Source organism: Alcaligenes sp. 1735tsa3 (assembly GCF_024134565.1).
Classification (GTDB): domain Bacteria; phylum Pseudomonadota; class Gammaproteobacteria; order Burkholderiales; family Burkholderiaceae_B; genus Alcaligenes; species Alcaligenes phenolicus.
Map to the genome: position 1 here is coordinate 2,671,589 of NZ_CP099862.1, position 12,414 is coordinate 2,684,002.

The 12,414-nt window shown below is 57.7% G+C and carries 13 protein-coding genes; all 13 read right to left on the bottom strand.

Going from position 1 to position 12,414, the window contains the following annotated elements:
* Positions 1-4: 4 nt before the first annotated feature.
* The 13 genes from pgsA to paaA all read right to left on the bottom strand — a co-directional run bounded on the left by pgsA (position 5) and on the right by paaA (position 12,185).
* Positions 5-577 carry a CDP-diacylglycerol--glycerol-3-phosphate 3-phosphatidyltransferase gene (gene pgsA / locus NIZ92_RS12445; RefSeq protein ID WP_026482947.1) on the bottom strand — a complete coding sequence of 191 codons (573 nt, stop codon included), beginning with the start codon at positions 575-577 and terminating at the stop codon, positions 5-7.
* Positions 578-616: 39 nt separating this feature from the next.
* Entirely contained in the window at positions 617-2,440 is a 1,824-nt protein-coding gene (uvrC, locus tag NIZ92_RS12450; protein WP_035272716.1) for an excinuclease ABC subunit UvrC, read from the bottom strand.
* On the bottom strand, positions 2,403-3,458 hold the full coding sequence (gene nagZ / locus NIZ92_RS12455; RefSeq protein ID WP_009455966.1) for a beta-N-acetylhexosaminidase: 1,056 nt from the start codon (positions 3,456-3,458) through the stop codon (positions 2,403-2,405). Before nagZ ends, uvrC begins: the two co-directional genes overlap by 38 nt.
* Positions 3,455-3,913, bottom strand: a complete 459-nt coding sequence (acpS, locus tag NIZ92_RS12460; RefSeq protein ID WP_060185274.1) for a holo-ACP synthase — start codon at positions 3,911-3,913, stop codon at positions 3,455-3,457. The genes nagZ and acpS overlap by 4 nt, the downstream gene beginning before the upstream one ends.
* A 131-nt stretch (positions 3,914-4,044) precedes the next feature.
* Positions 4,045-5,358, bottom strand: a complete 1,314-nt coding sequence (gene paaK, locus NIZ92_RS12465; RefSeq protein ID WP_247966669.1) for a phenylacetate--CoA ligase PaaK — start codon at positions 5,356-5,358, stop codon at positions 4,045-4,047.
* A gap of 74 nt (positions 5,359-5,432) precedes the next feature.
* The gene (paaI, locus tag NIZ92_RS12470; protein WP_009455979.1) at positions 5,433-5,894 is read right to left on the bottom strand and encodes a hydroxyphenylacetyl-CoA thioesterase PaaI; all 462 of its coding nucleotides are present in this window, start codon (positions 5,892-5,894) and stop codon (positions 5,433-5,435) included.
* Positions 5,894-6,685: a 2-(1,2-epoxy-1,2-dihydrophenyl)acetyl-CoA isomerase PaaG gene (paaG, locus tag NIZ92_RS12475; protein ID WP_009455980.1), complete on the bottom strand. Its 792-nt coding sequence runs from the start codon at positions 6,683-6,685 to the stop codon at positions 5,894-5,896. Before paaG ends, paaI begins: the two co-directional genes overlap by 1 nt.
* Positions 6,686-6,699: 14 nt before the next feature.
* Positions 6,700-8,364: a phenylacetic acid degradation protein PaaN gene (paaN, locus tag NIZ92_RS12480; protein ID WP_022983271.1), complete on the bottom strand. Its 1,665-nt coding sequence runs from the start codon at positions 8,362-8,364 to the stop codon at positions 6,700-6,702.
* 83 nt (positions 8,365-8,447) lie between these two features.
* Entirely contained in the window at positions 8,448-9,530 is a 1,083-nt protein-coding gene (gene paaE, locus NIZ92_RS12485) for a 1,2-phenylacetyl-CoA epoxidase subunit PaaE (RefSeq protein ID WP_009455981.1), read from the bottom strand.
* A gap of 4 nt (positions 9,531-9,534) precedes the next feature.
* Positions 9,535-10,035: a 1,2-phenylacetyl-CoA epoxidase subunit PaaD gene (gene paaD, locus NIZ92_RS12490; RefSeq protein ID WP_009455982.1), complete on the bottom strand. Its 501-nt coding sequence runs from the start codon at positions 10,033-10,035 to the stop codon at positions 9,535-9,537.
* 5 nt (positions 10,036-10,040) lie between these two features.
* Entirely contained in the window at positions 10,041-10,805 is a 765-nt protein-coding gene (gene paaC / locus NIZ92_RS12495; RefSeq protein WP_254002050.1) for a 1,2-phenylacetyl-CoA epoxidase subunit PaaC, read from the bottom strand.
* Between the two features lie 8 nt (positions 10,806-10,813).
* Positions 10,814-11,098: a 1,2-phenylacetyl-CoA epoxidase subunit PaaB gene (paaB, locus tag NIZ92_RS12500; protein ID WP_003799192.1), complete on the bottom strand. Its 285-nt coding sequence runs from the start codon at positions 11,096-11,098 to the stop codon at positions 10,814-10,816.
* Between the two features lie 94 nt (positions 11,099-11,192).
* Positions 11,193-12,185 (bottom strand): 1,2-phenylacetyl-CoA epoxidase subunit PaaA, encoded by a 993-nt coding sequence (gene paaA, locus NIZ92_RS12505; RefSeq protein ID WP_009455984.1) that lies wholly within the window; start codon positions 12,183-12,185, stop codon positions 11,193-11,195.
* Positions 12,186-12,414: the final 229 nt, after the last annotated feature.

Genomic DNA, 12,414 nt, shown 5'->3' on the forward strand with positions numbered 1-12,414 from the left:
TATCTTAGAGCTGCTTTTTCTTGATTTCCGGCCAGGCCTTCTGCAAGTAATAGCACATGGACCAGACCGTCAGGACCGCGGCCACAATAATCAGGGCTTGCCCAATAATCCGTGTCGGCAGGCCCATGACAGGCGACCAGTACAACAAACAAGGAATGGCAACCATTTGCGCGGCGGTTTTGAATTTACCCAAGCGATGAACTGCCACACTACCACTGGCACCAATCTTGGCCATCCATTCCCGCAATGCCGAAATGGTGATTTCACGGCCAATAATAATCAGGGCGATAAAGGCATCCACACGGCCCAGATCCAGCAAGACCAGCAAAGCGGCACTGACCATGAGTTTGTCCGCAACCGGGTCCAGGAAGGCCCCGAATGAGGACGTCTGGTTCCAGCGGCGAGCCAGCCAGCCGTCAAACCAATCCGTTGCGGCGGCCACGATAAACACCGAAGCGGCCCACAGATCGCGTGTTTCCATGCTCAGCCAATCCGCTGGCAGATAAAACAGGGCGACGATCAAGGGGATCAGAACGATGCGAAGCCACGTCAGGGCTATGGGCAGATTAAAAGGCATAGCTTGGATACCAACCTAATTTAAAACAAAGGCTCTCGCCTATCGTAAAGCATGATAAATGCGTTCGGCCAGTTCAGTGGATATTCCATCAACCGCACTAAGCTCATCAATACTTGCGTCCGCAACGCCACTAAAACCACCAAAGCGAGCCAGCAGACGCTGACGCCGTTTGGCGCCAATCCCGTCAATATCTTCCAGGCGTGACACATTGCGCGTTTTGGCACGTTGGGCACGCATGCCCGTAATGGCAAAACGGTGCGCTTCGTCACGCACCTGAGCGACCAGCATCAGTGCCGCCGACTCCACGCCCAAAGCCACAGGCGGGCGATCATCGGCAAATACCAGGGTTTCCAGACCTACTTTACGCTTTTCACCCTTGGCAACGCCGACCAGGACGTGAATATCCAGGCCCAGTTCCACAAAAACCTGGCGGGCAATTTCCACCTGCCCCTTGCCACCGTCGATCAACACAATGTCGGGCAAAGGTGCCAAACCTTCGGCAACCCGCGAGAAACGTCGGTTCAGCACTTGGCGCATGGCCGCATAATCATCGCCGGGCGTGATGCCTGCAATGTTGTAGCGGCGATAAAGCGAGTTCTGCATCTCGTGGTGTTTATAAACCACACACGAGGCTTGGGTGGCCTCCCCTGCGGTATGGCTAATATCGAAACATTCGATGTGCAGGGTATCAAGCTGGGCCTCATCCAGGTCCAGTTGCAGGGCTTCGGCCAGGGCTCGGGTACGGTCAGCGCGAGCGGTGGATTCGCTCAGCACACGGGCCAAGGCCAGGCCGGCATTCTTGGTGGCCTGCTCCAGCCAGATCTTGCGTACCCCTTGGGGGCGCACCACCACACGCGCCTTCACACCGGTTTGCTCAGCCAGCAATGGCATCAGGTCTGCATCGGGCAAAGCGTGCGAACAGACCAGAACCGGCGGCATGCGGCGCTCCAGATAGTGCTGGGCGATAAACGCGGCCAGCACATCACTAGGGGTGTCATCGTTGATTTGGGTGGGGAAGAAAGCACGGTCACCCAAGTGACGACCGCCACGCACCATGGCCAGGTTCACACAGAACTTACCACCGGCGTTCAGCACCACAATAATGTCTACGTCTTCCTTGCCCACCTGCTCCATGCTTTGCTGCTGCAGTACGGCGGACAGGGCTTTCATCTGGTCGCGCAAAATCGCTGCCTGCTCGAAATCCAGCGAGTCCGAAGCCTGCATCATGCGCTCTTGCAGCTCGCCCAGAATTTCAGAGGTATTCCCGTCCAGAAAGCTGATGGCGCGCTGCACATCCAGCTGATACTGCTCGGGCGCGATCAAGTTCACACAGGGGGCCGAACAGCGCCCGATCTGATGCAGCAAACAGGGACGGCTGCGGTTGGCGTAAACGCTGTCTTCACAGGTCCGCAAACGAAACACCCGTTGCAGGATCTGAATGGTTTCACGCACCGCCCAGGAGTTGGGATAAGGGCCGAAAAAATGCCCTTTCCCGCTGGTACTGCCCCGGTAATAGGCAATACGAGGCGCCTGATGGGCGCTGATCATCAGGTAGGGGTAGGACTTGTCGTCCCGGAAAAGAATGTTGTAGCGCGGCCGCAGGCGCTTGATAAGGTTATTTTCCAGCAGCAAGGCCTCGGCCTCGCTGCGGGTAACGGTTACCTCGATGCGCGCGACGCGCGCCACCATATGGGCAATACGGGGGCTGCTCAGCGTTTTCTGGAAGTACGAGCTGACACGGCGCTTGAGATCACGCGCCTTGCCCACATACAGTACCTCGCCCTGTTCGTCGATATGCCGGTACACGCCCGGCAGATTCGGCAAATCAGACAGAAAGGATTTTAGATTGAAGTCCGCGGGCATATTGATAGTGTTCATCCGCTTGCAAAGCGTCCCAATCCAAGGCTGGCGTCGTCGGCATCAGACGACGGATGCGGTTTTGTGATTCCTCGGAAATCGTGAAATCCAGGCGCGAGAGCAGATCGTCGGCCAGATCGGGACGATTGCATACCAGCACCATGTCGCAACCGGCACCCAGGGCAGCCTGAGCACGTGCCAGGATATCGCCCACGACAGTGGCGCCTTCCATGGTCAGGTCGTCGGAAAAAATCACGCCGTCATAAGCCAGGGCCTTGCGCAGCACACGCTGAATCCAGTATGACGAAAAGCCGGCTGGCAGCGGGTCCACTTTGGAATAAATCACGTGTGCCGGCATCACCGAAGGTAGCTGCAAGGTGCCCAGCCAGCCATAAGGAGCGGCATCCTCGTCCAGAATCTCTTCCAGCGTACGGTCGTCAACGGGAATCTCGTGATGCGAATCTGCCTCTACGCCGCCATGACCAGGAAAGTGCTTGCCGCAGGCAGCCATACCGGCCTTGTTCAAACCACGTATCAAGCCGGCCGCCAACATGGAGACGGCACGGGGATTACGGTGGAAAGAGCGATCACCAATCACCTTGCTGACACCCCAGTCCAGATCCAGTACCGGCGTAAAGCTCATATCCACGCCGCAAGCGCGCAGCTCGGCCGCCAGCACATAGCCCGTATCAGCGGCAACAGCAGCGGCCTTGACCGCATCGCGCGTCCACAGTTGCCCCAACTGGCTCATGGCGGGCAGCGTGGTAAAGCCATCCTCGCGGAAACGCTGTACCCGCCCCCCCTCGTGGTCCACGGCGATCAGCAAAGGCTCATCCCGCGCTTCGTGAATGGACTGGCACAGGGCGGTCAGCTGAGCACGATTTTCAAAGTTGCGGCTGAACAGGATCACGCCACCGACCAGAGGGTGACGCAGGCGCTCACGCTCCTGATCCGTCAGGACCATGCCCTGCACGTCCACCATGACCGGGCCCGGAGGCAGCACTGCTTGCGAGGAAGAACTCATTTAGTATCAGACTCAGCTAAGGATAAGGAAGGAATGGCAGGCGCTTTGGCTTCCAGCACCACAAAGGCCATGGCCATATCGGATTCATCTGTCAGGGAAATATGAACGGCCCCGAAGCGGGCGTCAAACCAGTCTTGCAAATCAGCAGACAGGCGCACTACCGGGCGGCCACCAGGCGCATTCAAGGTTTGCATGCGCGACCAGGCCATAGGCATGCGCATGCCCAGCCCCACCGCTTTGGAAAAGGCTTCCTTGGCTGCGAAACGGGTGGCCAGATAGCGCAGGCCGCGCACCGGGTCGCGTGCCTGACGGCGGGCATAGACCTCTCGCTCCTGCTCGCCCAGAATGCGCTTTACAAAGCGATCACCATGACGAGCCAAGGCGCGCTCGATCCGCTCGATACGGATCAGGTCGGTGCCGATGCCGGCAATCAAACCGGACGGTATTGGGGGCATGATGTCATCAGAAAAAATACTGCAAAAGCGGCCTGGGCCGCCTACCAGCTTGCAATGATACCGTGAGAGCGCGGAATACAAAAACGGCCCTGCCAGAGCAGAGCCGTTTTTTTGACGTCAACACGCCAGACTTAGAACGCGCGCTTGTCGATCACACGTTTGGCTTTGCCCGTCACAGTACGCTCGACCATGCCGGAGGACTGCACACGAATTCGTGCGCTGACACCGATAAAGGTCTTGATGGAGTGGCTCAGACGACGGGCCATTTGCTCACGCTCGGCGTCGTTCAGGTGATTGAACTCGGGACGCACTTCAACCAGAATTTCCAGTTCGTCCATATTGCCGTTACGGCTCAATACCAACTGATACTGGGCGGCCAGCTCGGGCATCTTCAGAACCAGTTCTTCGACCTGGGTCGGGAACAGGTTCACGCCACGCACAATGACCATATCGTCGCTGCGGCCCGTAATCTTGCCAATACGGCGCATGCTGCGCGAAGTGGGCGGCAACAGTTGTGTCAGGTCGCGAGTGCGGTAGCGAATGACGGGCATGGCTTCCTTGCTCAGCGAGGTAAAGACCAGTTCACCACTTTCACCCTCAGCCACAGGCTCGCCGGTTTCAGGGTTGATGATTTCGGGGTAGAAATGGTCTTCCCATACCACTGGGCCGTCCTTGCTTTCCACACACTCCATGGCCACGCCCGGGCCCATCACTTCGGACAGACCGTAGATGTCCACGGCGTCGATGCCAGCGCGCTGCTCAATATCCAGACGCATCTGGCCGGTCCAGGGCTCGGCACCAAAAATACCGATACGCAAGGAGGTATCGCGGGGGTCCATGCCCTGGCGCTCGATCTCTTCGACGATATTGCAGAAGTACGAAGGGGTAACCAGAATCACGTCAGGACGGAAATCCTGAATCAACTGAACTTGTTTTTCAGTCTGGCCACCGGACATGGGAACCACGGTACAACCCAGGCGCTCGGCACCGTAGTGCGCACCCAGACCGCCAGTGAACAGGCCGTAGCCGTAAGCCACGTGGGCAATGTCACCCGGACGGGCACCGGCCGCCCACATGGAACGGGCAAACAAGTCTGCCCAGGTGGAAATGTCCTTGGCGGTATAGCCAACCACGGTAGGCTTGCCCGTGGTGCCGCTGGACGCGTGAACGCGTGCTACCTGTTCGCGGGGAACCGCAAACATCTTGAAGGGGTAGTTGTCACGCAGGTCCTGCTTGGTCGTGAAGGGGAACTTGGAAATATCCGACAATTGCTTCAAATCGTCGGGGTGCACGCCCGCTTCGTCAAATTTCTGCCGATAGTGCGGCACATTCTCGTAAGCATGCTTTAGCGTCCATTTCAGACGCTCCAGCTGCAAGTTGCGGATTTCGTCAACACTTGCATGCTCAATGGCATCGCGGCCAACCTGTTCTTTAATTGCTGTCATGGTGTACTCCTGCCCTGCCGCTGGTGTGGTACTTCCGCCCCCCCCGGGTCTACAGGGTATGTATCGTCAAAAAATTATTTTTTTTCAATCCCGCCCAGTACCGTGCCATTCAGCCGGTACGAGCGCCCACGGAACAAGGCAACGCGCTTGTTGTTCTGGTTGACCACCTCGATGTCATACACCCCGGTGCGACCGGCCAGGGAGGCCTCGACCGCACGAGCGGTCAGGACGTCCCCTTCAAAGGCAGGAGCCAGGTAATCGATAGTGCAGCCGGACGCAACAGTCGGTGCATTGCGAGAATTGCAGGCAAACGCAAAGGTGCTGTCAGCCAACGCAAAAATGAAACCACCGTGACAGGTCTTGTGCCCGTTGAGCATGTCGGCGCGCACCGTCATGCTCATGTCGGCCTTGCCCGGTGCCACGCTATCCAGGCTCAGGCCCAAAGCCTGAGATGCCTGGTCATTGCCATACATATGGTCACTGACCTGCTCGGCCAGTGCTTGTGGGTCTTCAACAGCCATTGCGTTGCTTTGCATTACTTTCCTTTAAATTGGGGGGCACGCTTGCCCAGGAATGCATTAACACCCTCGCGGTAATCCTCGGATGCACCCAGTTCACGCATCAAGTCGCGCTCCAGATCCAACTGTTGATCAAGCGAATGGGCATCACTGGCATAAATCGCTTTCTTGGCGTAAGCCAGACCTTTGGTCGGTGCCTGCGCAAAATGGGCGGCCAGTTCGTTCAGGCGAGCCTGGAAAGCGTCATCGTCCACGCATTCCCAGATCAGGCCCCACTGCGCTGCCTGCTCGGCCGAGAGCTTGTCACCCAGCAAAGACAGGCCCATCGCGCGTGCCGTGCCCACCAGACGAGGCAGGAAGAAGGTACCGCCAGTGTCAGGCAGCAAGCCCAGGCGGCAGAATGGCTGGATGAAGCTGGCCGAACGAGTGGCGATCACGATGTCGCCGGCCAGAGCCAGGTTCGCGCCAGCACCGGCGGCCACACCATTGACACCCACCACCACAGGGGCCGCCAGCGCACGCAGACGGCGCACCAGCGGTGCGTAGAATTTTTCAATGGTGGCACCCAGATCCACGGGGGCATCGCCCGCGCTCATCTGACGCTCGGACAGGTCCTGGCCGGCGCAAAAGCCACGGCCATTACCAGTCAGAATCAGTACGCGCAGATCCGCGCACTGTTCTACTTTATCCAGAGCCTGAGCCAGCTCGCCGTGCATATCGGCCGTGAAGCTGTTGAGCTTGTCGGGACGATTCAAGGTAATGCGTGCTACGCCATTTTCCAGCTGAAATTGAATACTTTGGTCAGTCACCTGGCCACCCTCCTTTAGAAATGCCAGCGAGTCTGAACGACACGGAAGCGGTTAGCAACATAGGCCGAATCCGACAGGGATGCGTTGGCAGCCGGGTTGGCGCCAGTGCCGTGGAAGTCGCTATAGGCTGCGGTCTGGTTGATGAACACAGCGCCGGTCAGGTTCAGGGACAGGGATACGCCGGAACGCTCGGCCATGCGCTGAATCTTGGCGGTCACGGCATCATCGGTGCTGTAAGCCGACAAGGTCAGTGCGCCGTGCTCGATCACGTTGCGACCTGCCACTTCAATGCTTTGCTCGGTCGAATCGGTTTGCACCACAAAAACGATGGGGCCGAACCATTCTTGTTGAATCTCGGGCTGATCCACACGGGCCTGCAAGACCAACGGTGTACGTACGCGGGCACCGGGGAATGCGGGGTGTTCCAGCGTCTGGCTATCAGCCAGGATAGGCATGCCCAATTGGCGAGCCTGATCAATACGCTGTGCGCAGGCTTCGTTTTGCACGGCACCCGTAATTTCAACGGCACGGGCCGGATCGGACACCAGCTTTTGCACTGCCTGGGCCAGACCTTGAGCCACTTCGTCAAAGCTCATCACGCCATCGGCAGTACGGATACCGTCACGAGGCACGTAAATGTTTTGAGGGGCGGTACACATCTGGCCGGAGTACAGCGCAAAGGAGAACGCCAGGTTGCGGGCAACCGCTTTGAAATCCTCAACCGAATCAATAATCACCTGATTCACACCAGCTTTTTCGGTGTAGACCAAAGCGTGGCGGGCATTTTCTTCCAACCAGTTACCGTTCTGGCTGCTGCCGGTAAAGTCGATCAGCTTGACGGCCTTGTTCAGTGCCAGTTGCTGGGCGGTGTCTTCCGATGGCTCGTGAGCGGCCAGCAAGACCACATTAGGATTGAAACCGGCTTCGGCCAGCACTTCGCGGGCGACAGCAACGGTAATGGCCAAAGGCAGAATCGCGCCAGGGTGCGGCTTCACAATCACGGTATTGCCGGTTGCCAAGGAAGCAAACAGGCCTGGGTAACCGTTCCAGGTTGGGAAGGTGGAGCAACCAATCACCAGACCAATGCCACGGGGCACGACTTTGAACTGTTTCTTCATCTGGATGGGATCGTGCTTGCCCTGGGGCTTGATCCAGTCAACCAGACCGGGGATACGGGACATTTCCTGCCAAGCGTAGGCCACGGCTTCCAGCGCACGTTCCTGAGCGTGAGGGCCACCGGCCTGGAAGGCCATCATGAAGCCCTGACCCGTGGTGTGCTGCACAGCATGAGCGATCTCGAAGCTGCGCTGATTCAAGCGATGCAGGATTTCCAGGCAAATGCCAACCCAGGCTTGCGGGCCAGCATCGCGCCAGCTGTCCAGCGCCAGTTGCGACTGAGCCAGCAATTGGTCCACCGGCACTTTGGGGTAGCTAATGCCCAGATCAAAACCAAAAGGCGATTGCTCGTTGCCGACTTCACCTTGTGCGCCTTCCAGCGTCAAGGGAAAGGCTTTGCCACGGTAGGCTTCAAAAGCAGCCTGACCATCCTGAGCCGCGGTTTCACCGTAGGCGCGCGGGCTGGGATTTTCAGGATAAGCGCTCCAGAAGTTGCGCTCCAGAATACTGCTCAAAGCCTGATCCAGCGTTGCCTGATGCGTCTTGAAAAAATCTGCTGCCATACAATGTGCTCCTGAAACTAGTAGGACGCCAAGCTGGGAAGCTGGCGTCCAGATTCTTGAAAAACCGCTATGTTGCTGCGGTCTTAGGTTTCCTGATCGAAGTCAATCACCACCCGGTCGGTAACCGGAAAGCTTTGGCAACTGAGCACGAAACCGCGGGCTACTTCGTAATCTTCCAATGCAAAGTTGGCGTCCATGTCCACTTCGCCCTCTACCACTTTGCAACGGCAGGTAGAACAAACCCCACCTTTACAGGAGTAAGGCAACTCCAGCCCTTGCTCCAGTGCCGCGTCCAGAATGCTGCTGTTGCTTTTGCTGATAGTCAGGTTGCGGGTAATGCCGTCCTGAATCACGGTCAGCTCGCACTCTTCCTTGCCCGGAGCCTTGCGCGACTCTTCGCCCGTACGCAGTGCACGTGGGCCTTTGGGAGCGCCGAACAGCTCGAACTTGATCTGGGATTTTTCCAGGCCGTTTTCCTGCAAGGCCGCAACCACCTGCTCGCTCATGTCCTGGGGGCCACACACAAAGGCCACGTCCACACTGGCCGGGTCAAACCATTGCTGCATCAGCTGACGCACTTTTTCGCCATCCAGACGGCCGTTGAACAGGTCGATATCCTGTGTTTCCCGGCTCATGATATACACGATGGAGAAACGTTCCATATAGGTGTTTTTCAGGTCCTCGATCTCTTCGCGGAACATGATGGCCGAGGAAGCACGGTTACCGAAAAACAGCGTGAAAGTGGACTTGGGCTCGGTATCCAGCGCGGTTTTTACCAGCGACAGAATCGGTGTAATGCCACTACCGACCGCAAAGGCGGCGTAACGGTGAGCCTGGCTGGGATCAAAGTCCACGGTGAAGTTGCCATCAGGCGGCATCACTTCCAGGGTGGCGCCCGCTTCCAGATGACTATTGGCCCAGGTGGAGAAAGCGCCATCATTCACACGCTTGATCGCCACGCGCAGCAAACGATCGTGCGGAGCCGCACAGATCGAGTAGGAGCGGCGCAATTCCTGGCCATCCAGGTGAGTGCGCAAGGTCAGGTACTGACCGGGACGAAACTGAAACACATCCTGCAAATCCTCGGGCACGGTAAAGGCCACCACCACGGCGTCGCGGGTGCTGCGGGAGACCGAGGCCACAGGAAGAGAATAAAACTGACTCATAGGACTAATGCGCCTTAAAGTAATCGAATGGTTCACCGCAGCTGATGCAGCGATACAGCGCTTTACAGGGTGTGGAGCCAAACTGGCTGATCACCCGTGTATGCGTGGAGCCGCATTGAGGACAGGCCACCACGGGCGCCTCGGGCTGACGCAGCAAACCAGAAATATCAACCGCACTTTGGGCCGGAGGAGCGATACCGTAATCGCGCAAGGCCAGCTTGCCCTGCTCGCTCATCCAATCGGTCGTCCAGGCCGGTGACAACTTGGTATCCACCCGAACCTGCTCGATACCGGCCTGTTGCAAGGCCTGTTCAATCGAGTGGCTCATCTCGTACATCGCCGGACAACCGGAGTAGGTCGGTGTGATGGTGACCACACACACGTCCTGCTCCCAACTCACGTCACGCACAATGCCCAGGTCCAGCAGGGAGATCACGGGGATCTCCGGGTCTGGAACCGTGGCCAGCACTTGCATGACCTGCTCGGTGCTCCAGGTCTGTGTCATGGCGATCACCAAGTGGCGTCAGGATACATACGTGGCAGGTGCTGCATTTCTGCCAACAGAAACCCTAACGCTTCCGTGTGACGGCCTTGCGGACCACCACGGTAGGCCTTGTGCTGAGCATCCTGCTCGGCCGGGCAACGCAAGGTGGCGCGCTCCAGCGCATTCTGGATGTACTCCAGGCAAGGCTGCCACAGGCTGGCCATCAAAGGCACAGCCTGACGCTGAGCCAGTTCCTCGGTGACGTCGTCATCCAGGAACAGCTCACCCAGGTAGAACCAGGCATCATCAATGGCTTTTTGCATGCGCTTGTGGCTTTCCGGGGTGCCATCACCCAGGCGCACGATCAAGTCGGTCGAGCGGCGCAGGTGATACAGCACTTCTTTATGCGCCTTCTGGGCAATCTCGCGAATCTGCTCGTCGCTGGATTCGATCAACTGCTCCAGCAGGAAGCAATGCCAGGCATCAAACAGGAACTGACGTGCCAGCGTGTCGCCGTAGTGACCATTCTCACGCTCCACCAACAAGTAGTTGGTGTACTCGTGGACGTCTCGGTGATAGGCCAGACGATCTTCATCCCGGCCCTGACCTTCGGTCTCACCTGCCAGTGTCAGCCACATACGGGCCTGACCCAGCAAGTCCAGTGCCGTATTGGCACAGGCCAGTTCTTCTTCCAGAGCCGGGCCGTGGCCAGTCCACTCACCCAGGCGCTGAGCCAGCACCAGGGTGGAATCGCCCATGCGCAGGGCGTAGGAAAACAAAGCTTTGTCCATACCAGTTCCTACATATTGATGCCGTCAGGCATGGGGAAAAACGTAGGGTGACGGTAGACCTTGGTGTTGGATGGCTCGAACAGCGGGCCTTTGTCACCAGGGCTGGAAGCAGCGATATCGGCTGCACGTACGACCCAGATGCTCACGCCTTCGTTACGGCGGGTGTACACATCACGGGCATTGTTGATGGCCATTTCGGCGTCCGGAGCATGCAGGCTGCCTACGTGCTTGTGGGCCAAGCCATGCTGGCTGCGAATGAAAACTTCCCACAGGGGCCAATCGTTCTTGCTCATAACTGAAAATTCCTTGCTGTGCAGCGGCGCTGTCAAAGCGCCTGCTGCGAATCGGATCGAATCAGAAACCGTGCTGGTTTCCTAGCCTTCTTGATCAGGCCACCTTGCGGACGGCTTCCTGCTTTTGGGCATGTGCATCCAGTGCATCACGGAACCAGGCGCCGTTCTCGTGGGCCTGGACTCGGGCTTCGAGTCGCTCACGATTACAGGGACCATTGCCCTTGATCACCGCCCAGAATTCTTCCCAGTCGATCTCGCCAAAGTCATAGTGACCGCGCTCTTCGTTCCAGCGCAGATCAGGGTCAGGAATGGTCAGACCCAGGTACTCGGCCTGAGGCACGGTCTGGTCCACCATCTTCTGGCGCAGTTCGTCGTTGGAGAACAGCTTGATCTTCCACTGCATGGACTGGGCGCTGTTGGTGGAGTCCGCATCCGAAGGACCGAACATCATCAGGGCAGGCCACCACCAGCGGTTGATGGAATCCTGAACCATGGCCTTTTGCTCCGGCGTACCGTGCAGGCACATCTGAATCAGCAAGTCGTAACCCTGGCGCTGGTGGAAGGACTCTTCCTTGCACACGCGCACCATGGCACGGGCATAAGGACCGTAGGAGCAGCGGCACAGCGGAATCTGGTTGATGATGGCCGAGCCATCGACCAGCCAGCCGATCATGCCGATATCGGCCCAGTTCAATGTTGGGTAGTTAAAAATACTGGAGTACTTGGCTTTGCCCGACAGCAGATCGTCGACCAGCTTGTCACGGCTTACGCCCAGCGTTTCGGCCGCGCTGTACAGGTACAGACCGTGACCGGCCTCGTCCTGCACCTTGGCCATCAAGATGGCTTTGCGCTTGAGCGAAGGGGCGCGGGTAATCCAGTTACCTTCGGGCAGCATCCCGACAACCTCGGAGTGTGCGTGCTGAGAAATCTGGCGAACCAAGGTTTTGCGATAGGCTTCGGGCATCCAGTCCCTGGCTTCGATGCGGACACCCTCATCGATGCGCTCTTGGAACCGACGCTCTTCGTCGGACATCTGCTCGATATCCTGGACCTGCTTGACGCCTGTCTCTACAAGTTGTGCATACATGACCATCCCCGGTAAGAGTGCAGAAAGCGCCCAAACAAATTTGTTTCGACGCAAACCATATACACTTCATTATTTAATACGAAAAATGTGATGTCAATCGTAAAACCGTATCATATGGCCCTGAAGCAGATACTTTAAGGGTAAATACTTAGACGTAAAAAAACCGAGGTGCGACAAATCGCTATCCTCGGTTTTGATCCTGCCAATGTGTCCCCGCCTACAGCTGCGG

Bases quoted from the DNA above. Each gene is read 5' to 3' on its own strand.
- paaI (WP_009455979.1), bottom strand. From the start codon at position 5,894: ATGCAAAGCAACGCAATGGCTGTTGAAGACCCACAAGCACTGGCCGAG.
- paaB (WP_003799192.1), bottom strand. From the start codon at position 11,098: ATGAGCAAGAACGATTGGCCCCTGTGGGAAGTTTTCATTCGCAGCCAG.
- paaC (WP_254002050.1), bottom strand. From the start codon at position 10,805: ATGGACAAAGCTTTGTTTTCCTACGCCCTGCGCATGGGCGATTCCACC.
- paaD (WP_009455982.1), bottom strand. From the start codon at position 10,035: ATGACACAGACCTGGAGCACCGAGCAGGTCATGCAAGTGCTGGCCACG.
- paaK (WP_247966669.1), bottom strand. From the start codon at position 5,358: ATGACAGCAATTAAAGAACAGGTTGGCCGCGATGCCATTGAGCATGCA.
- paaN (WP_022983271.1), bottom strand. From the start codon at position 8,364: ATGGCAGCAGATTTTTTCAAGACGCATCAGGCAACGCTGGATCAGGCT.
- nagZ (WP_009455966.1), bottom strand. From the start codon at position 3,458: ATGAGTTCTTCCTCGCAAGCAGTGCTGCCTCCGGGCCCGGTCATGGTG.
- paaA (WP_009455984.1), bottom strand. From the start codon at position 12,185: ATGTATGCACAACTTGTAGAGACAGGCGTCAAGCAGGTCCAGGATATC.
- paaE (WP_009455981.1), bottom strand. From the start codon at position 9,530: ATGAGTCAGTTTTATTCTCTTCCTGTGGCCTCGGTCTCCCGCAGCACC.
- pgsA (WP_026482947.1), bottom strand. From the start codon at position 577: ATGCCTTTTAATCTGCCCATAGCCCTGACGTGGCTTCGCATCGTTCTG.
- uvrC (WP_035272716.1), bottom strand. From the start codon at position 2,440: ATGCCCGCGGACTTCAATCTAAAATCCTTTCTGTCTGATTTGCCGAAT.
- acpS (WP_060185274.1), bottom strand. From the start codon at position 3,913: ATGCCCCCAATACCGTCCGGTTTGATTGCCGGCATCGGCACCGACCTG.